Raw genomic sequence first — 20,919 nt, 5'->3', positions numbered from 1 at the left:
CATTTGAAATGGCCGGTTTGCAGCGCCATTTAAAAAATCTTGGGTTTATTTGCTCGTTTAAAATACCGCGATAATAAACCGCAATATCAAGCCGATATTCCCCGCGTATTTCATTATGTGCGCCAAGTTTGCTTGCGTTATAGCGAGTTAACGCCATTAGGGCGTTTATTGGTGAACTTAAATGGCGAAAAAATCGAGTCTGGTTTTACTTTTTAATCCGCCGTTTTTTGCCGCATAGCGGGCGACTTTGCTGTGCGGTTTGCAGTCGTTACGCTTTGGCATCATTGGCTGGATGTTTGATTTGCAGTCTCGATCAGCATGGCGCTGGTCGAGCTTTTTTTTCGACTTTTTTTGATTGAGTTTCCAATGAAAGCAATGATTTTAGCGGCTGGCCGTGGTGAGCGGATGCGGCCTTTAACCGATGTGACGCCCAAGCCTTTACTTGAAGTGGGTGGTCAGCCGTTGATTGCTTGGCATTTAGCGCGCTTAGCGGCGGCTGGAATTCACGACGTGGTGATTAATCACGCTTGGCTCGGTGAGCAAATAGAAGCCGTGCTCGGTGATGGCTCGCAGTGGGGCGTGCGGATTCAATATTCCGCCGAAAATACGGCATTAGAAACTGCGGCTGGGGTTGCCCGTGCGCTGCCATTGTTGGGAAACGCACCATTTCTCGTGGTGAATGGCGATGTGCTGACCGACGTTGATTTTGTGGCTTTAAGCCAAACTGCGGCGCAATTAAATCCGCAAACGCATTGGGCGCATTTGATGTTGGTGCCTAAGGCGGGCTATCCAACGGGGCGCGATCTGAGTTTGCGTGCAGGCTTGGTGGTGCCGTGCCAGAGCGACGATCAACCGCTGACTTTTTGCGGCGTTGCGGCTTACCACCCGCAATTTTTTTGCCGATGTGCCTTCTGATCAGGCAATGCCTTTATTGCCTTGTTTATTGACCGCCATGGCGGCAGGGCGTGTGAGTGGTGAATGTCATCATGGGCAGTGGCTGGATGTGGGTACGGTGGAACGACTGGCATTGGCGCGGGCGCAATATGCCGCCAAGCTGTAGCCTAAATTTAGCATGGCAGAACGCCGTAGTTTGATTGCGGCGTTGTGATGACTTGGGATTTGCGGCGTTGCTGCCGAGTGCGCTTAAGCGTAATGAATTGAGCGTGTGCGCTTCCTAGCGGTGCGAATGCATCGCGCTTGTCTTTTGTTGCGCTGCAACGTAAATTAAAGTCGAGTTATCACGATGGGGAATTGCCATGTCTGAATCATCCGTGTTTACCGCTTTTTTGACTGAACAGGCGCAACGGACTCAAGTTTTGCAGCGGCAGCTACAACAAATATTTGATCCTTTTGGCTTGCAGGCAACGACTCGAACCGCCCAGCAAGCATGGGCCAACCATCCATTTGAACTGGCGGATAATTTACATCGCTATGCAATGGATGGCTTTCAATTGCACGCGGCGCTGTTGCGCCGATTTGCTGGCGAAGCGGATGTGGACTTAGTCGAACCGCAGCCAGACGACCCGCGTTTTAGCGATCCGATTTGGTCTGAGTCGCCATTTTGGGATAGCGTCAAAGAGTATTATTTATTTCAAACGCGCTGGATGCAGAACTCGCTGTATGCCACGCCAGGGCTCACTGAGGGTGAGCGGCGTAAGTCGGCATTTTGGTTGCGACAATGGTTGAATGCCTTGGCGCCAAATAATTTCTTATTGGGTAATCCTACTGCGCTCAATAAAGCCATCGCAACGCAGGGCGAGAGCCTGTGGCAAGGCTGGGATCATTTTGCGCGCGAGATGTTCGCGCTGGCGATATTGCCATGACCGATTTGTCGGCATTCACCGTAGGCGAGAATCTGGCTACAACCCCCGGTGTAGTGGTGTATCGCAATGAACTCCTTGAAGTGATTCACTATCAGAGCAATACCCCTACAGTTCATCAAACCCCCGTTGTGTTAATTTCGCCTTGGATTAATAAGTACTACATCTTGGATTTGACCCCAGCTAAGAGCATGGTGAAATATTTGGTGGATCAAGGATTCTCGGTGTTTGTCACCAGCTGGAAAAATCCAGACGCCAGCATGGCCGAAACGGGCTTGGATGAATATTTAACGCAGGGCATTGTGCCGATGATTCAAGTGGCCAAAGAAATCTCAGGCAGTGAGCAGGTGAATTTAGTCGGCTACTGCATTGGTGGTACTTTGGTGAGCCTTTATATGGCTTGGATTAATCGCCTTTCGCCGACTGCGGTGCCGGTGTCGTCGGTGACTTTACTGACCACATTGACCGATTTTTCTTGCCCGGGTGATATTGAAGTATTTATCGACGAAGATGGTCTTGATGCCATCGATGCCATTATGGAGCGGCAGGGCTTTTTGGATGGCAAAGATATGGCAGCCAGCTTTCGGATGCTACGCAGCAATAGCTTGATTTGGCAGTATTGGCAAAGCAATTACCTATTGGGCGAGCCATCGACGGCGTTTGATATCTTGTATTGGAATATGGATAGCACGCGAATGCCAAAAAAAATGCATCACACCTATTTGCGTGAGCTGTATTGGCATAATCGAATGATTGAGCCCGATGGTTTGCACTTGGCAGGGCAAGATATTGATTTAGCTCGAATTACCCAGCCTATCTATATGGTGAGCGCCGAAGAAGACCATATCGCACCCTGGCAGCAAACCTTTACTTTGGCCCATCGGGTGAGCGCACCTGTGCGGTTAACCCTATCGACATCAGGCCATATCGTTGGCATTATTAATCCGCCTAGCCCTCAATCAAAGCGCAGTTTTCGACAAATTGCCTTTGATCAAAACCAAAACATTCCTGCGGCGCTTGGTCAGCAAGCACCGGTAGCGGGCTCTTGGTGGCCCAATTGGGTTGACTGGTTGCGCGGTTTTGCAGGCGCACAAATCAAACCCAAGTTAAGCAGTCGACAACAACACCCTAATCTGGGTGCAGCCCCGGGGACGTATGTTTTGGAGTAAGAGGTTAGTCAGCGGTCTTTGCTTTGGCTTTTTGTTTGGATTCAATTTTAGTTTGCGCCAAAGCAATATCTCTATTTAGGTAGCATGAGTACAATGTCAGCATAAGCACTTTAATTCTGTCGTAAAGCGGAGTTAAAGCGAGAATAAGCCCTATTTTTACGTGCTGTTAGGCGGTAGTTCGGCCAAGCAGCGCGTGTTTAATCAAGTTGGCGCAAGAGCGCTTATATTCAATCTGAGGAAACTGTGATGGCAGCAACGCGTACTGATTTAGCAAATGCAATTCGTGCACTGGCGATGGATGCTGTGCAAAAAAGCCAATTCGGGTCACCCTGGTGCGCCGATGGGTATGGCTGAGATTGGTTTAGCTTTGTGGGGCGGCAAAATGCGCTTTAACCCACAAAACACCGCTTGGGCTAACCGCGACCGCTTTGTGTTGTCGAACGGCCACGGCTCAATGTTGCAATATGCCTTATTGCACCTCACAGGCTTTGATGTGTCGATGGACGACATCAAAAACTTCCGTCAATTTCATTCAAAAACCCCAGGCCACCCAGAAGTGCATTACACCCCAGGTGTAGAAACGACGACGGGACCTTTGGGCCAAGGTATTACCAATGCCGTGGGTTTTGCCTTGGCAGAAAAACTGCTTGCTGCGCAATTTAATAAACCAGGTCTGGACATCGTTGACCATCATACGTATGTCTTCATGGGCGATGGTTGCTTGATGGAAGGCATTTCGCACGAAGCTTGCTCACTTGCTGGTACTTTGGGCTTGGGCAAATTGGTGGCATTCTGGGACGACAACGGTATTTCGATCGACGGCCATGTTGAAGGCTGGTTCACTGACGATACCCCAAAACGCTTTGAGTCTTATGGCTGGCATGTGATTGCGGGTGTTGATGGTCATGATGTGGATGCGCTCAATGCCGCCATTGATGCCGCAAAAGCAGAAACCAACAAGCCAACACTGATCTGCTGCAAAACCATCATCGGTAAAGGCTCACCCAACAAAGCGGCGAGCCATGATTGCCACGGCGCACCATTGGGTGATGCTGAAATCGCCGCAACGCGCGAAGCGATTGGCTGGCCGTATGCACCATTTGAAATCCCTGCTGATGTGTACGCAGGTTGGGATCGTAAAGCTGCTGGTGCTGCGTTTGAAGCCGAGTGGAACACGTTATTTGCTAAGTACGCTGCACAATTTCCGACTGAAGCCGCTGAGTTTACTCGCCGCATGAAAGGCGATTTGCCAGCCAATTGGAATGATATTGTTGCTGCTGCCGTGCTTGACGCCAACAGCAAAGCTGAAACGATTGCGACACGTAAAGCCAGCCAAAATGCATTGTCAGCACTTTGCCCATCTGTGCCAGAAATGCTGGGCGGCTCTGCTGATTTGACCGGTTCAAACTTGACCAACTGGAAGGGCTCGACCAGCTTGAAAGTTGAAAACGGTCAAAATTTCCGGCAATCACATCAGCTATGGCGTGCGCGAATTTGGTATGAGCGCGATTATGAACGGTATCGTGTTGCACGGTGGTTTCCGTCCATTCGGTGGCACGTTCTTGATGTTCTGCGAATACGCATTGAATGCATTGCGGATGGCCGCGTTGATGAAAACCAATAACATCTTCGTTTACACGCATGATTCAATTGGTCTGGGTGAAGATGGTCCTACGCATCAACCGATTGAACAATTGCAAACCTTGCGTTGCATCCCGAACATGAACACTTGGCGTCCATGCGACACCGTTGAATCGGTCGTAGCTTGGGCTGCTGCAATTGGCGAGCGTACTACGCCGTCATCATTGGTGTTCACGCGTCAAAACTTGCAATTCCAAGCACGTACCGAGCAACAATTGGCGGATGTCGCTAAAGGTGGCTATGTCTTGGTAGATGCTGCAAATCCACAGTTGCTGATTTTGGCGACGGGTTCGGAAGTCGATTTGGCGGTGAAAGCAGCGGCGCAATTGCAAGCTGAAGGCGTTGCGGTTCGTGTGGTATCAATGCCATCAACCAATGTGTTTGATAAGCAAGATGCAGCGTACAAAGCATCGGTATTGCCAGCTGGCGTACCACGCTTGGCCGTCGAAGCGGCAACCAGCGACTTCTGGCGTAAATATGTCGGTCTGGAAGGCGATGTGATTGGTATGGATACGTTTGGTGAGTCTGCACCGGCAAATCTACTGTTCAAGCACTTTGGCTTCTCAGTTGAAAACGTAGTGGCGCGTGCGAAAGCTTTGCTGAAATAAGCGAGTGAGTTACTGCATGACCAAAGCGCCTTCGGGCGCTTTTTTATTTGGCTATCGCGCCGATGAAAGTCGTTGACTCAGCATGAATGGCTTAAATTAGTGGTCGATTTAGCCTGTTATTTAACCGGCTAAATCGTTGATCTATCCACCATTGAGTCTGAATGAGGCAATCTTGTTTTAATGTGAATGTGTCGCTGCAGCGGGCATGTGAGCGATGTTTTTAACGTCAATGGTCACGTTGATCGCGCCAGCTTTGGCAAAGTTGAGCGTGAGCGCCTGTTTTTCACCGGCCACAAGGCCTTTTTTTAGTCCAATTAGCATAATGTGATAGCCGCCAGGTGCTAGTGTCAGCGTTTGATTGCTAGTAACAGGGAGTCCAGCCGCCATTGGACGCATTTTCATTACGCCATCGCTCATTTTCATTTCATGAATCTCAGTTTTGCTTGCAAGGTCTGAACTTGCTGATAGCAGTTGATCCGCCGTTTTGCTATTGATGGTCATAAAAACACACCGGCATTGGCTGCTTGTGGTGGCGTGGCTCGCGTCCAAACTTGATCCACTGACACGCTATCTTGCGCCAAGGATAGGTTTGCACTGAATGCGAGCGCCGCGAAAAGGGCGAATTTTTTGAACATATTCTTTTTCAAAACACAAGACAACTTAAAAAGACAGCCAGCCGTTATTGCACAAGCATTGACTGATGGCTGGCGAAGTGAGTTGTCAGTATAACTGGATGAGGAATAAGTTTAAAAGCTGGCTGTTTGTCTGTTGAATACAACTGGATTAGGATTGGCTGTCACGAAGCTGGTTCCTACCATGTTGTTTGGCAAAATACAGCGCAAGATCAGCTTCTTGAATCAGCACGCTCGCTTCCGCATCACGGTTTGGTGTTGATGATGCGCAGCCAATACTCACGGTGGCAATATGGTGTGGTGAATCTGGGTGTGGCCGCTCGAGTTCACGAACGGCATTGAGTAGTTGTTCGGCGATCGTGATGCAGCCTGCCATTGGTGTTGCCGGCAATAAGACGATAAATTCTTCGCCGCCATAGCGAGCAATAATGTCGGTAGGTCGACGTAATGCCGCTTGCAGCGCTTTGGCAATCTCTTGCAAGCAGGTGTCGCCTTGTTGGTGGCCAAGTTGATCGTTATAGCGTTTAAAATAATCAATATCGATCATCAAGACACTCAGCGGATGCTTTTGTCGAATGGCTCGACGCCATTCTTCGGCTAATTTTTCTTCGTAATAGCGGCGATTGGGGATGCCGGTTAAGCCATCTTGATAGGCAAAGCGATGCAATTCAGCGGCGCGTTCTTGCAAGATTTGCTCTCGGATCACAGATGCTGTGACATCTTGGATTTGAATTAAGCAAAACTGCTCATTATCAAATTGTCGTAAAGGCGTGACTTGAATTTGCTGCTGCATTCGCAGAGGTACTTCGTCATTGTTATGCAAACGAAATAAGTTAAACGGCGCTCGATTTAAGCATTGCGATAAAAATGAAGATTGATCTTTTTCGATTGCCAATTGAACGGCTTGCTCTACGCGGGTATTTTTTAATTCAGGGAAGGCAATACTTAAAGGTAACCCAATTAAACCATCGGAATTACGACCAGATGCTTTAACTAACCAGCGATTCCATAAGGCAATTTCTCCGTTACCATTTAAAATAAGGACGCCAACTTCGAGTGCGTCAAAAGTACTAAATAGTAATAAAGGGGCATGGTTGTTCATCATTTAGCTTAGCTTTGCGCCATCATGGCACCTAAAAATTTATTAATTGCCTCGTTGAGCAAGTCGAGAGAGTTGGCATTCATAATAAAAATAACGTGACCATTTAATTCACGAGAAGCCAATGAAAATTGAATTTGTAGCACCATGACAACATGGTTTGCATTACACTCATTGAGAACCGATATACCTGAACCGATGTGTAGCGCCGGTAAACCACATTGAAAAGGCTGCTTAAAAATGTCAGCTAAAGAACCTAAGCAAGAATTGAGAATAATATTGCCAATTTCGGATAAGGCGTCTTGCTCCAATTCGGTTAGTTGCTCGATGGGTAAGTTATTTCCCATCATCAAGCGAACTAAATCTAGGCTTCGTGCTTCAGGAAAAATAAGTAGTGCATTGCCATGAAAGCTCCCATCAAAGCTTTGCCGCACGCTACACACCCGCTGGCTAGACTGCTCTAAGTAGTGTGCTGCTTCTTCTACGCTATAAAATTCAACCATCGGAACTGAAAGTAATATTTCCTCATTAATAATTTGGCTCATGCTGGCAGCAGCTTGGCCCACACTGATATTGAAAATTTCACAGAGTGCATCGCGTTGTAGTGAGCCAAGTTCTAACATGCTTATGCTCCTGCAATCGTGAAAACTTTAAGCAGTGTGTCGGCAACGATGGGCTTGGGAACGAAGTGTAAGCCCGCGCTGAGCGCGCGCTCTTGCGTACTGTTCTGGACATTGGCGGTCAATAACGCAATAAAACAGTCGGGCTGCAGCGCTTTGATAGTGGTGCCCGCTTCAATGCCATCGATGCCGGGCATGTTAAGATCCATAGAAACGAAATCTATTTTGTGCGTTTTCGCCATTTCGATGGCGTCTAATCCAGAACCGGCTTCGAGATAAACCCAGTCTGGGCGTTGAGCGATGGCAAATGATCGTATCATCATACGTGAGACACGGCTGTCATCAACAATGAGCATGGTATAGGGCATGTGTTTGTTCCAGCGGATAGTCAGTTCAGTGTAGGTATTTACTGTGAAATTGCAATGTATGTTGTTTTAAATTGGAGTTGTAGAATTACAAGATGATCTGGCGAATCGCTTTTTTAAGCTCATTATTACTGCATGCCCTGATAGTTTTTGCTTGGCAAGGGCGATTTGAGGCTGAGGCTGTGCCATCGGATCTCCCGCTTTTAGTGCTCTTGCAAGCGCCTGCGGCACTGAGCCCTGCGGTTGCAAAACAGCCTTCAGTTGTTCAATCAAATCGGCCTCCTTTACGGCAAACTACGACTGAAAAAAACTTTAAGCCATCTTTGCCAAAACCACGAAAGCACATAGCGGCACCGCTTACCAAACCACAAACTTCAGCGGCCAGTATGGGGCTTCAATCGCCGCAAACACAGATTGTTGGTTCCGCTGTTACATCCGCAAGCATGAGCGCTGCGGTCGTTGAGACCGCCGTGCAATACCGTGCGGCGTATTTAAATAATCCCGAGCCGGAAATGCCGCGTTTGTCACGCATGAAAATGGAAAGTGGCAAGGTTCAGCTACACGTGAAGGTTAGCGCAGCCGGTGAGCCGATTAAAGTGACTGTGTTGAGTAGTAGTCATTACCCGCGTTTAGATCATGCCGCGGTGGATACGGTGAAAACGCAGTGGCGATTTATCCCAGCCCAAAAAAACGGTATGCCGATAGAGGCCAATGTTGTTTTTGCGATTGAATTTAATTTGAAATAAAGCAAAGTGATCTTTTAAAGCGATGAAAATACCAGAAATTCCCAGTCATGAAATTGAGTTTAGTGCCATTCGTGCGCAAGGCGCGGGAGGGCAAAATGTTAATAAAGTTTCAAGTGCAGTGCATTTACGCTTTTCAATTCCAAACTCTTCATTGCCCGCCGAATTTAAAAGCCGGCTATTGGCTTTAAATGATCAAAGAATTAATAAAGAAGGCGTAGTGGTCATTAAGGCGCAAACTTCGCGTAGTCAAGAGGCCAATCGGGCCGAGGCGCTGATGCGCTTAATGGCGCTGATCGAAAGTGTGGCGGTATTGGCCAAGCCACGTCGAGCAACCAAGCCCAGTTATGGAGCTAAACAACGTCGTTTGGATGGCAAGCAGTTGCGAGGATCAGTGAAGGCACTGCGGGGAAAAGTAACGTATTAAGGTGGTTTTTTCAGTGTGATTGGCTGTCGAATCATGTTTGAAAAAAAACCGACTGGCAAAGTCGGTTTGGATTGGGGCGCTGTAAAACGTTTAATTGGTTTTAAAGCGGTTTTCGTAAGCGAGGCTGGCTTGAATATTGAGCGCTTGGCAAAGCTTGAAAAAAAGCCGTTAGATGATGCGTGCGGATCAGGAGCATTTGCTTTTGATCACGATCACTAAAGTCGATTAAGGTGAAATTTGGATTGAGTTCATCTTGAATGGCCTTTAGCGCCGATGTCTCGCTCAATTCAGTCAAAGCGCTGGCTTGGAGTTCAAGCTCGCCCTCACCAAAAGCTTCGCTGATTTGTTGGTATAAAGCGGGCATCGATTGGGCGTTGAAAATCAAGCCGTCAGCGAGTTGCTCAAGTAGTACCACTTCCCACAGCGGTACTGCCGTTTCACTTGGATAAAAATCTGCGGCATGGCGAGCACGATAGGCGCTTGGATCTTGCTGAGCAGCAGTCACTTCGGCCGTCATGGCAAGAAGGTCTTCATGCTCTAAACCGCCATCGGCGATTAATTCAAAGAGTTCAATAATTTGCGTTGGCATAAAATTCCAAAATAAGTAAGCTGCGGCCATTCAAGTGGCTGCGGGCAACACGTGGGGAAGGTGTTGCCTCAAAGTTGAGTAATGAAGTAGTGAATATAAGTAGGCAAGGGGTATTGGACTCTAAGCCTTAATCTATCTAGCTTGGGATGAAATACACCACCGGCCCAGTCGCACTTAAAACCAGCGGATATAGGCACAAAAGCCAGGTTTTGGGCCAATCGTGGGGTGGTTACGACAGGTATTTGGCCGCTTGTCGTAAATGGTGCATAAACGAGTTTCTTCGTTCAAATAAATACAATCACGGGTGCCGCGCCGAGCGAGCGTGTAAATTTCGTGTTTGAAATTAAAATGCTCGATAATTCGCGCTTTCATCAAGCGTTTGGCGATGTTTTTTGCCGGTTCGTCTTTGTCGAACTCATCGACCACACCCATCCGGATTAAATCACCGATTTTGACTTCGACCGGCATGGTGCAACAGCCCGAATAGCAATCGTCGCATTTGCCTTTGGTGAATTTCACCCATGTATCAGGATCGTGGAGTTCGGTACGGTTGAGGATTTGGCGGGTCATGATGCGTTCAAAATCAAGAAAGGTGCGCAGCATACCACAGTCTGTGGCTCGCTAAGTAGTTGTTCTGGTAGAAAAAATATTACCTGAGGGGTGTTGATACTTGGCTTCTTGCTCAGCGGGTGCGAAATTGTGATGAATTGGCTTCGATTAAAACAATTCAATGCCGCCGTCATCTTCTGGTCTGGGTTTGGGGTCAAAGTTAATACTAATATTGCCCGCTTTAATGAGCGCGGTATGAATCGGATCGCCGTGTAATATGGCATCAAATAAAACTTTTTCTTGTTCCATCGTGTATTGCGAGCGAATTTTTCTTTGTAAATCAAGCCATGCTTGCGCTTGATGCGGCAAAGCATGATCGGCGACTAGTACAGCAAGTTCACTAATCGTACTGCAAACATGTTCAAGGCGTTGCGATAGACGATCATAAAATTGGAAGGCGATGATCGACTGCATGTTTTGCTCGTTAATCTCGCTAATTTTATTGCTTAGGTCGAGTTCTGCCGGCAGTGACGGTAAAATTTGAGTGAGATCGCTCCTCAGTGATTCAATATGCTGGCAAGTGACGGCAAAAGAGTTTGCTAACGTGGTAAAGGACGCGCTGCCTTCTTCCATTGCATGGCGAACTTGTGCCACGGCGATGCCCATCATCAAAATGGTTTCACGAACTTTGATCCCAATCTAGATCTGGGTTGTGCGCTGCCGAGCCACCCAAAGGTAATTCCACCATGGTTCAATCATCCAAACAAAGCAATGATTCTTTATAGGTTGAAAGATTGCGTTCAGCTTGGGTTTATATTCTACTTGGTTCTCAATGCTTAATCGGTGGTGCGAATCACTTTGAGTTGCCAGCTCAGTAGCAACATCACCAATGCCATCGTTAAGCCAAAAATAGGCATGATCCAAGTGATGCTCAGTTGTGCCGCTAGCATGGCGGTAACCATTGCGTAAGAAACCGGGGATAGCCCCATTGAGACCATATTATTCAAGCTCATAACGCGTCCGAGCTTATCGCGATCAGCAGACTGTTGAATCAATGACATCATCGGCACATTATTGCCAGCGACACCCATGCCAATAAAAAATTGAATGGCCACTGCGGCCCAAATCCAAGGGGTATGTGGCAGTAAGGACAGTAAGACGCCTTCAAGGGCAATAATGACGGTAATCATCAGTAGGCGTTTTTTATTGGGCGGGTAAAGCGTTAATAAAATACCGCCTAAGACCATCCCTGCAGCAAAAGCACTTTGTAAAAATGACAAGGTGCTGGCTTCGCCATGTAAATAATCCGCCACGATAATTGGAATGCCTAATGCCAGCGGCCCCATAAACAGCAGATTCGCGGTGATGTAAATCAGCATTAATGCCCGCAAAACCGGCGTTTGAATGGCATAAAATAACGCCTTCTTTGAGTTCGGTGAACATCGAGCTGGCTTGACGCATGGTTTGGTTACGTGGCTCTTTAATCCCTGCAATGCATAAAGTAGCAATAAACAACATGCCGCCGGTGAGGCTAAAAATCGCTTCGTAACTCATCAGCGCCAGCATTGCGCCGCCCAGTACCGGCCCAAATACCATGCCCACTTGATTGGTCGTGAGCATAATCGAATTGGCGCGTGTGAGATCGCCATCGGTAACAATGGCCGGCGTGAGCGTATCGCGAGCGGGCCAGAAAAAAGCGTCTAAGGCACCATAAAAGAAAGCAAAAGCGGTTAACGCCCATATATCTAAACGCTGTAAATACAGCAGCCCAACCAACGCAAAAAGTAAGACAACTCGCAATGCTAAAGAAACTAAAATAATTCGGCTGCGCGACATGCGATCGGCCAATACACCGCCGATGGCCATCAAGGCGATCCTTGGGATAGAGCCAGCAATCATCACCCAGCCTAATTGCTCTTTGGCTCCGAGGGTTTTAACGACATACCAGGTTTCAGCCATCATGGCGATGGCGAGCGCAAAGTTACCAATGATGGACGCGAGCCATAAAAGGCCAAAATTACGATTTTTAAATAAGTTGGGCTGTATTGACATAGATTTTAAACATACGGCTTTTTTATTTGTATTGCTTTCGGCCTAGGGCCATGACAGAGCAAGAGGGTGGTGGCAGATTGTCATTGAAATGTTGCGTTCAGAGTATGCAACTTTTTACGAAAGAATGCAGCTATCACCATTAAGAATATTGATTTTACTCGGGTCATTGCAAGGTAAATCGGCAATAAAAACTTGAAGTGGTATTAGCTTGCTTAGGCCTAGAGCGGTGAAATGCACATTGTGAGCGTCAGCCTATGATAAAGGGACTTGTTATGTAAGGCAGATCGATGTTTTCGAGTTTAAAACGGCAGGTGATGTGCCGCTGTAGTGGTTTTAGTGCTTTCCCGAATGCTGAATTTCCTGATTTGGCAGTACGTTTATTACCACCTACAGTGCGCTGGTGCAACGCAACAAGGAAAAAACTATGCCCCTCGTTTCTCTGAATCAAATTTTGGATCATGCTGCTGAACATGGTTATGGTGTACCAGCTTTTAATGTGAATAATTTGGAGCAAGTCCAAGCTATTTTGCAAGCGGCCGATGCCACACGCAGCCCGGTTATTTTGCAAGCCAGTGCTGGGGCTCGCAAATATGCGGGTGAGTTATTTTTGCGGCAAATGATTCAAGGCGCAGTGGCCAGTTATCCGCATTTGCCGATTGTTATGCATCAAGATCATGGCACTAGCCCTGCAGTGTGCATGAGTGCGATTAGCAATGGCTTTTCAAGTGTGATGATGGATGGTTCATTAATGAGCGATGGTAAAACCCCCGCCAGCTATGAATACAATCTTGAAGTGACCCGCGAAGTGGTAAAAATGGCGCATAGCTTTGGCGTTTCAGTCGAGGGCGAGCTCGGTTGCTTAGGGCGTTTGGATACGGGTATGGGGGAAGAAGAGGATGGCGTCGGTGCTAATCGTGCTTTAACGCACGCCGAAATGTTAACCGACCCTTGGCAGGCTAAAGAATTTGTCTTGGCGACGGGGGTCGATGCGCTGGCGATTGCCATTGGTACCAGTCACGGTGCGTATAAATTTTCATCGCCACCGACTGGATCGGTGTTGGATATTGATCGCATTAAAGAAATTCATGATGTGATTCCCAATACCCATTTGGTAATGCACGGATCCTCGAGTGTGCCGCAGGATTTATTGCAGCAAGTTCGAGATTTTGGTGGCGAGCTCAAACCAACTTGGGGTGTGCCGGTTGAAGAAATCCAGCGGGCGATTCGTTGGGGGGTGCGCAAAATCAATATTGATACTGATTTACGTTTGGCAATGACCGGCGCAATCCGCCGACATTTAACAGAAAATCCCGCCGATTTTGATCCGCGCCAATATTTAAAACCGGCCATTGCGGCCATGGCAGCGGTGTGTCATGCGCGGTATATTGATTTTGGTGCCGCCGGGCAAGCGGATAAAATTAAGCCAAAAGCATTAGAAAAAATGTTAGCTAAAGCATAATCAAACAGAAGGGGTATTTAATTGAGAGCAATCATAAATATGATCTGTAATTAAATACCTTGCTGTTTATCGATTCTAGACACAGGCATCGGCAAGCGCGAAACGACCGTGATCAAATCTTCTTGACATAAGTTGATGTCTTCTTTTGAGTTTACTCATCGGGTAAAGCATCTTTAAGTGTTTCTGCAATTTCTTCAAACTCATGCTGTATCACAATAAATGCATCGATCACGCGGGGGTCAAAATGCGTTCCTTTACCTTCGATGATGATTTTTACTGCAGTTTCATGGCTCATTGGGGGTTTGTAGGCTCGTTTTGCGCGTAATGCATCATACACATCGGCCAGTGCCATTAAACGAGCAGACAGCGGAATTTGATCGCCTTTTAATTTTAGGGGGTAACCACTGCCGTCCCACTTTTCTTGGTGTGAGTAAGCAATTTCTTTGGCGTAGCATAAAAAAGCACTCTCTTTACCCATTACCGTTTCTGCGGCCAGAATGGCGTCACGACCTAAGCGGCAATGCTCTTTCATCACTTCAAATTCGGCGATGTCGAGTTTGCCGGGTTTGAGCAAAATGGCATCGGGAATGCCTACTTTGCCAATGTCATGCAGGGCTGCCGATTTTTCAAGTAAGGCAATATTGGCAAGGCTAAGTTGCTGGCTGAAATCAGGGTGGTGCATTAATTGAGTGGCCAGCCTTCCTACATAATGTTGCGTGCGGCGTATATGATTGCCAGTATCGTTATCGCGTGTTTCTGCTAATGAAGCCATGGCTAAAATAATCGCATCTTGGGTATGTTCTAATTCTTCGGTTCTTTCTTTTACTTTGGCATCTAAAATTTCATTTTGATTTTTAAGATTATTGAGTAATTGAAACAGCAATAAATGATTCCGAACACGAGCTAATAAAATAGGGGGGCTCACTGGCTTTAAAATAAAGTCTACAGCACCGACCTCAAAACCAAGTTGCTCATCAGCGACATCAGTCATCGCAGTGAGAAAAATAACCGGTATTTTACTCGTAGCGGGTTCTGCTTTTAGCCGGCGGCATACTTCATAGCCATCAATGCCAGGCATGATGATGTCAAGTAATATTAAGTCGGGCAACTCAAGCTGTACCACTTCAAGCGCCTGCTCACCATTAATTGCAACTTTTAATCGATAGCTATCCTTTAGCAAATGAATCAATAGCATCCGGTTTTCAGGGCTATCTTCAACAATTAGCAAAGTAGGTAGCGAGTTTGTGGTCATTGAATTTAATATCCAAAAATATAAAATCGACGCTGAAAAATTAATAAAGCCCCTGAGTGTTTATTAGTTAACTGGCATTAATGATTCGTCGATAGCCATTAGTTTATATAATTTTTTATGTGCCGCTGAAAAATCACAACATTCAATTGTTGAGTTGAGATCAGTAAATTCATCATTGTTAAAAATTGTAGAAAAAATATTTCGATTTTTTTCAAAGAATTCAAGTGCTTCACAGTCCATTTGTTTTAGCAAAGAAAGCAATTCATTCAGTAATATTCGCTCATCTGGACTTGCTGAGCGTGCTTTGTTTTTCGTTACGTTAGTGTCATTTGTTTGATTGTTAAAATTGGATATCACATTAGACATAGATTGGAGTGCAGATTCAATCTTAATGAGCCAAGGGGTTAAATCACTACGATCATTTTCTGTGCGTAAAAATTGTTCAATAATGCCGGCGTCTTCAGCTAATTGAGTTGCGCCTAAGTTAGCGGCAACTCCTTTAATCGTGTGGGCATAACGAGAGGCTGTTGCTCGGTCATTATTTTCGATTGCTGCATTGATTCGAGAAATACAATCGAGCTCACTTTGACAAAATTGGCGCAGTAACTGTAAATATAAAGGCTTGTTATTCATTAAGCGGCTTAATCCACCGATTAAATCAATGCCGGGTAATTTAGCGATTGCGCTTAATAGATTACTGATTTCTGGGGCTGGATTATCCTTTGTTGAAGATGACGTCGAATCACGCTTCGTATCCATTGTTTGCGTTGTTGCTAAATCAGGTGTTGATGATGGTTGCTCAATCAGCGGTGTAGACGACGGTTTTTGTGTTCTCCAGTGCTGCAAGCGCTCAAAAAGAACCGCGGGGTCGATGGGTTTGGAGATATGATCGTTCATTCCGAGTGATAAGCAGCGTTCGCGCTCTTCAACCATTGCATGCGCGGTCATGGCGAGTAAGGGCACAGCATCGTAGCGTGAATCAGCTCGAATATGTCGACTGGCCTCATACCCATCCATCACGGGCATTTGCATGTCCATTAGAATGACTGAGAAATAATGGTTTGGATGTTGCTCTAAAATGGCAATGGCTTCTTGGCCATGATTAGCAATGGTCACTTCAATGCCGACTGAGCTCATTAATTCAAAGGCAATTTGTTGGTTAATTAAATTATCCTCGGTGAGTAATACCCGCATACCTTTGAGTAATGAATGGTTTTCTTGATCATTGCTGATTTGATCGCTGCTATTGGATTTTTGCTCCGGAGCGAACAGCTCGACCATGCAATCGACTAAACTTGATGCAGTCACAGGTTTAACAATGACGGCATCGAGCAAATCATCACGAACGGTTTGGTGAACTTCTTCACGCTCAAACGCAGTGACTAAAACAATGCGCGGTTGGTTTTGTCCGGGTAGATGTTGGCGAATTTCTCTGGCGGCGGTAATGCCATCCATTCCCGGCATTTGCCAATCCATTAAAATCAAATGGAAAGGGTTTTTGTGCTGCAAGGCACCTAAGGCCATTTCAACGGCGGCGGCACCGGAGTCACAAATTTCGATTTGCACTGGCATGGTTGATAAAATTTCATGCAATAGTTGGCGGGCGCTATCCGTGTCATCGACAACTAAAATGCGTAAATTGTTGACCTTGGTAGGGAATACACGCGGCACATTTTCGATATCATCGTGACCAAACCACGCGGTGAAATAAAAGCAACTGCCCATGCCCGGCTGGCTAGTAAATGCCATTTGCCCAGACATAATTTCAACCAAGCGTTTACTAATGGTTAAACCCAGCCCGGTGCCGCCATATTTGCGTGTGGTGCTGCTATCAGCCTGAGTAAAGGGTGAAAATAAATGCTCTTGTTGTTCTTGGGTCATACCAATGCCGCTGTCGCTGACTCTAAATTCTAGTTTGACGCGATTATCGAGTTGCTCTACTAAATTGATGCGAATATCGACTTCACCCTGATCGGTAAATTTGATGGCATTGTTAATGAGATTGGTTAAAATTTGGCCAAGCCGCAATGGGTCGCCAATTAAATGGGCCGGAATGCCATTTAAAGGATGAATAATAAACTCCAGCCCTTTTTCGTAGGCTTTTTGGCTAGTAATCGTGCTGACATTTGCGAGTACTTGATCGAGTTCAAATTTGATTTGCTCAATATGGAGTTTGCCGGCTTCTATTTTTGAAAAGTCAAGAATGTCATTGATAATGCCGAGTAATGAGGTGCCTGCATTATGAATTTTGGCGACATAATCATGCTGCTTTGGGTTTAAATCGGTTTTTAATGCTAAATGGCTCATACCAATAATGGCATTCATTGGTGTGCGAATTTCGTGGCTCATATTCGCTAAAAACATAGATTTTACGCTGGCGGCATCTTCGGCTTTGGCTTTGGCGATTTGTAGTTCTACTTCATTTTTTTTGCGTTGACTGATATCTCTAGCAAATAATGTTGCAACCCAGTCTTCATTTTGTTGGTAAATGGTAATGCCCACTTCGATAGATAGTTTGCTGCCACTTTTATTTTTTGCTTCTAAATCCCAAAATAAATTACCTACTTTATTTTTTGATTCTTCGTTTAAGTGACAACTTAAAATTTCATAGAGTAGTGATTTTTCGGGCAATGCAATTAAATCAATGATTTGTTTGCCAATGGCAAATTCCCGCACAAAACCAAATGTCAGTTCTGCCGCACGGTTCCAGTCGGTAATGATGCCTTGGTTGTTCAGTAGGGCGACCGCCACGGGTGCGCCCTCAAGAACCGCTCGAGAGCGCGCTTCGCTGTCGGTGAGGGCCATGGTTCGGCGAGCTATTTCTTGCTCCAAGCCATTTTGTTGTTCTGCTAATTGTGTATTACGGCTAGATAACTCAGTAAAAAGCTCTTCTCGACTTGGTTGTGAGATGATTTCTTGTATGCTTTGCAGCAATGAAGGCGATACGCTTTGTCCTGCTAAACCAAAAGAATATGTCCATTGTGTGTTGTTCGTCGACGCTTGTTTTTTAAAAAAGGTTTCAATTTCTTTGGGCGCTGCCACCAATGCACTGGCAGTTAAATAAATATTTTGCTGGTCATAATGCAATGTTAAAACGCTGTTTTTACCATCGATTAATGCGCGAATGAATAAAGAAAAACCGATCGCATAAAAATCAATCAGATGCGAGGGGAGTTCGATACTTTGTAAAATACGCCTAAATTTAGTTCGCGCAGTGAGTAGGCTGGCTTCAGTACTGAGCTCGAGCTGTCCAAATGTGGCCATTTTCATGGTAGATACCTCACCGCTAGGCATGTCGCATCATCATGCTCTTTGCCGTACTCTCGTAAGATCTCAACACAAAAATCGATTCAGCGGCAGTGAAAACCAAGACATTAAGCGAAAATTATCCATGTGCTCACTTATGCCATCGGTTGCTAAAAAAATCAGATCGCCGGCCATTAAGGGCGTTTCAACAATTCGCAAGGTTGGCATAATTTGCCCTAAAATCCCCGATTGTGCCGCTACCCCTTTGGGCTGATCTTTCATTCGGTACAGCATGGTATTGCCAATACCCACGCTACGAATTAAAGGTGGCTTTAAATGGGCCAGCGTCATTGCCGTTCCTCGGCTACCTTTGAGTTGAATATGTAATTCATGCATCAAACCCAATAGATCACTACTGGCGTGGGCTTTTTAGCCAAGATTCACAAAAGCGCGCTAATTCGTGTGCTTCTTCGCCATGCCCAAGTACATCAATTATGCCAATAAGCAGGCTGTCTTCTAGATCAATCACCACATAGCCATCGCCAGATACGGTTTCACCAAAGCAAGGTCTGCCAATATTGGCGTGCGTATATGGGCGTGCGGTTGGCTGAGTTGTTTCCATTGCGATACCTACATGCTGCAATTGCAGCGCAAACATCCGTTAAAATGATCTGTAAACGCGTTATTCAGCGATATTGGCTTTTATATTGATAAGTGGCGACTGCGTATAATTAGTCCGTTTTACTATGATTTAATAATGATTAATCCATTTTTTTACGCGTATTTTGGTGCCGTGATTTATTGTTGATTGAATTTCAAATTCATCGACCATGCGTTTGACCCCAGGCAGGCCTAGCCCTAGTGTGCCTTTGCTGCTGAAGTGGTCTTGCATTGCTTGCTCAATATTGGCAATGCCAGGGCCATGATCTTCGGCAATAATTTCAATGCTGCGATTATTATGGTAATGAATATAAAGCTCACCATATTTTGCATATTTAATAATGTTCATGGCTAATTCAGAAATGCATGTGGCGATTTGAGTTGCCAATCCGGTATCGCTGTAGCGTGACATAATTTCGGAGTAGCTGAGCATGACAGCCCCTCTGACATCATCTTCGTTATTGATGTCAAAGCGCTCGCAAGGAAATTCCTTTTTAGCATCCATTTAACAGCTCCAGTGCCTGCGCCACGCTATTGGCACCTTGAATTGCATTGAGCGCGACATTGAGCGCGCATAAGCCCGCAATAATGCCGGGGCGTAAACCAACAACAACCGTTTTAGCGCCAATCAGTTTGAGCATATGCGTAGTGTTTACAATTTGAATAAAGCTTTCACCATCTAAAATGGTGATGCCTGAAACATCCAGTAATACGCCTTTGGCACTGTATTTAATGGTCAGATTCAGTAGGTCTTCACGCAGCCATTGCAGCAAGATCGTATCGGGATCAAGTTGTATTGAAGCATACACCGCACCGGATACCATCGAGACGGGGATGCGCCGTTCCTCATTGGCAAAGTCCATTATGTGACCGTACGACCAATGATTTTAAACGCTTGCTCTAGCGCGTCACGTAGCGTGGCGGTTGAATTCACCTCATCGACATTGATACCAAGGTTCACAATAGTTTGAGCGATAGCGGGCGAAATCCCAGAGATGAGGCTGGTACAGCCATCAGCCCCGTTGATTTAGTGATTTTAAATAAGTGGTTGGCTACCGCCGAATCAACCACTGCCACGCCAGAAATATCCATAATGAATACTTTGGCGCGGGTTTCACCAATGCGCGACAAAATGGTCATCATGATGTCTTGCGCGCGCGCTTAGAGTCGATAATGCCGACCACCGGCAGCATTAAAATGTCTTGCCAGATTTGTGTGACGGGGGTGGACATTTCCATCAGCGCTTTACTTTGCTTACTGATGCGCTCATTGATCAGACGTGAATAGGTTTCAACGACAATCGTGATGTCAAAGTGCATTAGTTTGGTGAGCGCACTAATGGCCGAGCTGTACTCTTCGCTATACAGGCCGCCATCGTAGAGTTTTTTGGTGAAAATAATAAATGACACATTCATTGCCGCAAAATAGCTGGGCAAAGACAGGCCAACGCGGGCGTGGACTTCACCAATTTTTCGCCGCTCTTGCACATAAGTGTCATCAACACGGGCATTAAAAAAACTCCGCCAGTAATTAATTTGCTCGCTACGCGCGCGGCCCATGACTTCGGGGTTGCTAAATAACAGCTGATATTCGGGCAACTCAGCAATCCACTCGTAAAAGATCACCGCGTATTCTTCGAGTTTTGGCGTGATGATCGCGCCATACTTACGAACCATGACCAAATCACTCTCGTCAAGATCATGCATTTTCATTAAACCTGACGTTTTCATTTCTCTAAGATCAGTTTGCATGAGCTTAATTCCTTCTTTGGCTGACAATACGGTTGCTATTGGTTTGGTATAGCAGACGCACTAAGTGCAAGCAATCCGTTCCCTTGACAAATAGATGACGTTTGTCGGCAAAGAAAGCGAGCACTACCGCGAATAGGGCTGATGAACTGAAGGGCGAGTTAGAGCAAATGGCGCCGCAAATGAGTACGCCGCTGCAGTTCAATGAATGACTGCTAGCGGCGTGTCTTGGTGGGGTTA

At 46.2% G+C, this 20,919-nt stretch carries 23 protein-coding genes and 3 pseudogenes; 8 read left to right on the top strand and 18 right to left on the bottom strand.

Annotated features, from left to right (window positions below):
* Positions 1-39 precede the first annotated feature (39 nt).
* The 5 genes and pseudogenes from GKO28_RS01970 to tkt all read left to right on the top strand — a co-directional run bounded on the left by GKO28_RS01970 (position 40) and on the right by tkt (position 5,238).
* Positions 40-216 carry a hypothetical protein gene (locus GKO28_RS01970; protein WP_182075180.1) on the top strand — a complete coding sequence of 59 codons (177 nt, stop codon included), beginning with the start codon at positions 40-42 and terminating at the stop codon, positions 214-216.
* A 150-nt stretch (positions 217-366) separates the two neighbouring features.
* A pseudogene (gene murU, locus GKO28_RS01965) lies at positions 367-1,060 on the top strand (N-acetylmuramate alpha-1-phosphate uridylyltransferase MurU).
* Positions 1,061-1,256: 196 nt separating this feature from the next.
* The gene (locus tag GKO28_RS18990; protein ID WP_247646276.1) at positions 1,257-1,823 is read left to right on the top strand and encodes a hypothetical protein; all 567 of its coding nucleotides are present in this window, start codon (positions 1,257-1,259) and stop codon (positions 1,821-1,823) included.
* Positions 1,820-2,989, top strand: coding sequence for an alpha/beta hydrolase (locus GKO28_RS01960; RefSeq protein ID WP_247646275.1), 1,170 nt, complete (start codon positions 1,820-1,822; stop codon positions 2,987-2,989). The genes GKO28_RS18990 and GKO28_RS01960 overlap by 4 nt, the downstream gene beginning before the upstream one ends.
* Positions 2,990-3,235: 246 nt before the next feature.
* Positions 3,236-5,238 (top strand): annotated as a pseudogene (tkt, locus tag GKO28_RS01955) (transketolase).
* 177 nt (positions 5,239-5,415) lie between these two features.
* Here tkt and GKO28_RS01950 read toward each other — a convergent pair.
* From GKO28_RS01950 to GKO28_RS01930, 5 genes are all read right to left on the bottom strand, one after another.
* Positions 5,416-5,787 (bottom strand): copper chaperone PCu(A)C, encoded by a 372-nt coding sequence (locus GKO28_RS01950; protein WP_282099200.1) that lies wholly within the window; start codon positions 5,785-5,787, stop codon positions 5,416-5,418.
* Positions 5,788-6,021: 234 nt separating this feature from the next.
* The gene (locus GKO28_RS01945) at positions 6,022-6,975 is read right to left on the bottom strand and encodes a GGDEF domain-containing protein (RefSeq protein ID WP_203563835.1); all 954 of its coding nucleotides are present in this window, start codon (positions 6,973-6,975) and stop codon (positions 6,022-6,024) included.
* 5 nt (positions 6,976-6,980) lie between these two features.
* Positions 6,981-7,592 (bottom strand): chemotaxis protein CheX, encoded by a 612-nt coding sequence (locus tag GKO28_RS01940; RefSeq protein ID WP_182075177.1) that lies wholly within the window; start codon positions 7,590-7,592, stop codon positions 6,981-6,983.
* Positions 7,593-7,594: 2 nt separating this feature from the next.
* The gene (locus tag GKO28_RS01935; protein ID WP_182075176.1) at positions 7,595-7,957 is read right to left on the bottom strand and encodes a response regulator transcription factor; all 363 of its coding nucleotides are present in this window, start codon (positions 7,955-7,957) and stop codon (positions 7,595-7,597) included.
* 66 nt (positions 7,958-8,023) lie between these two features.
* Positions 8,024-8,227, bottom strand: a complete 204-nt coding sequence (locus tag GKO28_RS01930; protein ID WP_182075175.1) for a hypothetical protein — start codon at positions 8,225-8,227, stop codon at positions 8,024-8,026.
* 170 nt (positions 8,228-8,397) lie between these two features.
* Between GKO28_RS01930 and GKO28_RS01925 the strand changes: the two genes are divergently transcribed.
* Together GKO28_RS01925 and arfB are read left to right on the top strand one after the other, a co-directional pair.
* Entirely contained in the window at positions 8,398-8,700 is a 303-nt protein-coding gene (locus GKO28_RS01925; RefSeq protein ID WP_182075174.1) for an energy transducer TonB, read from the top strand.
* A gap of 22 nt (positions 8,701-8,722) precedes the next feature.
* Positions 8,723-9,124 (top strand): alternative ribosome rescue aminoacyl-tRNA hydrolase ArfB, encoded by a 402-nt coding sequence (gene arfB, locus GKO28_RS01920; protein ID WP_182075173.1) that lies wholly within the window; start codon positions 8,723-8,725, stop codon positions 9,122-9,124.
* 100 nt (positions 9,125-9,224) lie between these two features.
* On the opposite strand, the gene GKO28_RS01915 is transcribed toward arfB, so the two are convergent.
* The 5 genes and pseudogenes from GKO28_RS01915 to GKO28_RS01895 all read right to left on the bottom strand — a co-directional run.
* Positions 9,225-9,713: a hypothetical protein gene (locus GKO28_RS01915; protein ID WP_203563834.1), complete on the bottom strand. Its 489-nt coding sequence runs from the start codon at positions 9,711-9,713 to the stop codon at positions 9,225-9,227.
* Between the two features lie 174 nt (positions 9,714-9,887).
* The gene (locus GKO28_RS01910; RefSeq protein ID WP_247646274.1) at positions 9,888-10,316 is read right to left on the bottom strand and encodes a YkgJ family cysteine cluster protein; all 429 of its coding nucleotides are present in this window, start codon (positions 10,314-10,316) and stop codon (positions 9,888-9,890) included.
* 114 nt (positions 10,317-10,430) lie between these two features.
* Positions 10,431-10,931, bottom strand: coding sequence for a hypothetical protein (locus GKO28_RS01905; protein WP_203563833.1), 501 nt, complete (start codon positions 10,929-10,931; stop codon positions 10,431-10,433).
* 167 nt (positions 10,932-11,098) lie between these two features.
* Complete coding sequence (locus GKO28_RS01900) at positions 11,099-11,755, bottom strand: MFS transporter (RefSeq protein ID WP_247646272.1); 657 nt, start codon at positions 11,753-11,755, stop codon at positions 11,099-11,101.
* Positions 11,703-12,314, bottom strand: a pseudogene (locus tag GKO28_RS01895) (MFS transporter); the annotation flags it as partial. The gene GKO28_RS01900 and the pseudogene GKO28_RS01895, both read right to left, overlap by 53 nt.
* Positions 12,315-12,738: 424 nt before the next feature.
* Between GKO28_RS01895 and fba the strand changes: the two are divergent.
* Positions 12,739-13,773 (top strand): class II fructose-bisphosphate aldolase, encoded by a 1,035-nt coding sequence (gene fba / locus GKO28_RS01890; protein ID WP_182075168.1) that lies wholly within the window; start codon positions 12,739-12,741, stop codon positions 13,771-13,773.
* Positions 13,774-13,924: 151 nt separating this feature from the next.
* Here the strand turns inward: fba and GKO28_RS01885 are convergent, their stop codons facing one another.
* From GKO28_RS01885 to GKO28_RS01850, 8 genes are all read right to left on the bottom strand, one after another.
* Entirely contained in the window at positions 13,925-15,025 is a 1,101-nt protein-coding gene (locus GKO28_RS01885; RefSeq protein ID WP_182075167.1) for a two-component system response regulator, read from the bottom strand.
* A 63-nt stretch (positions 15,026-15,088) separates the two neighbouring features.
* Complete coding sequence (locus tag GKO28_RS01880) at positions 15,089-18,295, bottom strand: response regulator (RefSeq protein ID WP_182075166.1); 3,207 nt, start codon at positions 18,293-18,295, stop codon at positions 15,089-15,091.
* Between the two features lie 63 nt (positions 18,296-18,358).
* On the bottom strand, positions 18,359-18,667 hold the full coding sequence (locus GKO28_RS01875; RefSeq protein ID WP_203563832.1) for a hypothetical protein: 309 nt from the start codon (positions 18,665-18,667) through the stop codon (positions 18,359-18,361).
* Between the two features lie 16 nt (positions 18,668-18,683).
* A complete protein-coding gene (locus tag GKO28_RS01870) occupies positions 18,684-18,893 on the bottom strand; it encodes a hypothetical protein (protein WP_182075164.1) in 210 nt (69 codons plus the stop codon).
* 129 nt (positions 18,894-19,022) lie between these two features.
* Positions 19,023-19,436, bottom strand: coding sequence for an anti-sigma regulatory factor (locus GKO28_RS01865; RefSeq protein ID WP_203563831.1), 414 nt, complete (start codon positions 19,434-19,436; stop codon positions 19,023-19,025).
* Positions 19,426-19,794: a hypothetical protein gene (locus GKO28_RS01860; protein ID WP_182075163.1), complete on the bottom strand. Its 369-nt coding sequence runs from the start codon at positions 19,792-19,794 to the stop codon at positions 19,426-19,428. The genes GKO28_RS01865 and GKO28_RS01860 overlap by 11 nt, the downstream gene beginning before the upstream one ends.
* A 94-nt stretch (positions 19,795-19,888) precedes the next feature.
* On the bottom strand, positions 19,889-20,074 hold the full coding sequence (locus tag GKO28_RS01855; protein WP_203563830.1) for a hypothetical protein: 186 nt from the start codon (positions 20,072-20,074) through the stop codon (positions 19,889-19,891).
* Entirely contained in the window at positions 20,071-20,682 is a 612-nt protein-coding gene (locus GKO28_RS01850) for a protoglobin domain-containing protein (protein ID WP_203563829.1), read from the bottom strand. The genes GKO28_RS01855 and GKO28_RS01850 overlap by 4 nt, the downstream gene beginning before the upstream one ends.
* Between the last annotated feature and the right edge of the window lie 237 nt (positions 20,683-20,919).

This window comes from Deefgea sp. CFH1-16, assembly GCF_016881365.1.
Lineage (GTDB): Bacteria > Pseudomonadota > Gammaproteobacteria > Burkholderiales > Chitinibacteraceae > Deefgea.
The sequence above is the reverse complement of the archived record's forward strand: the minus strand, read 5'-3'. Positions and strand labels throughout refer to the sequence as shown.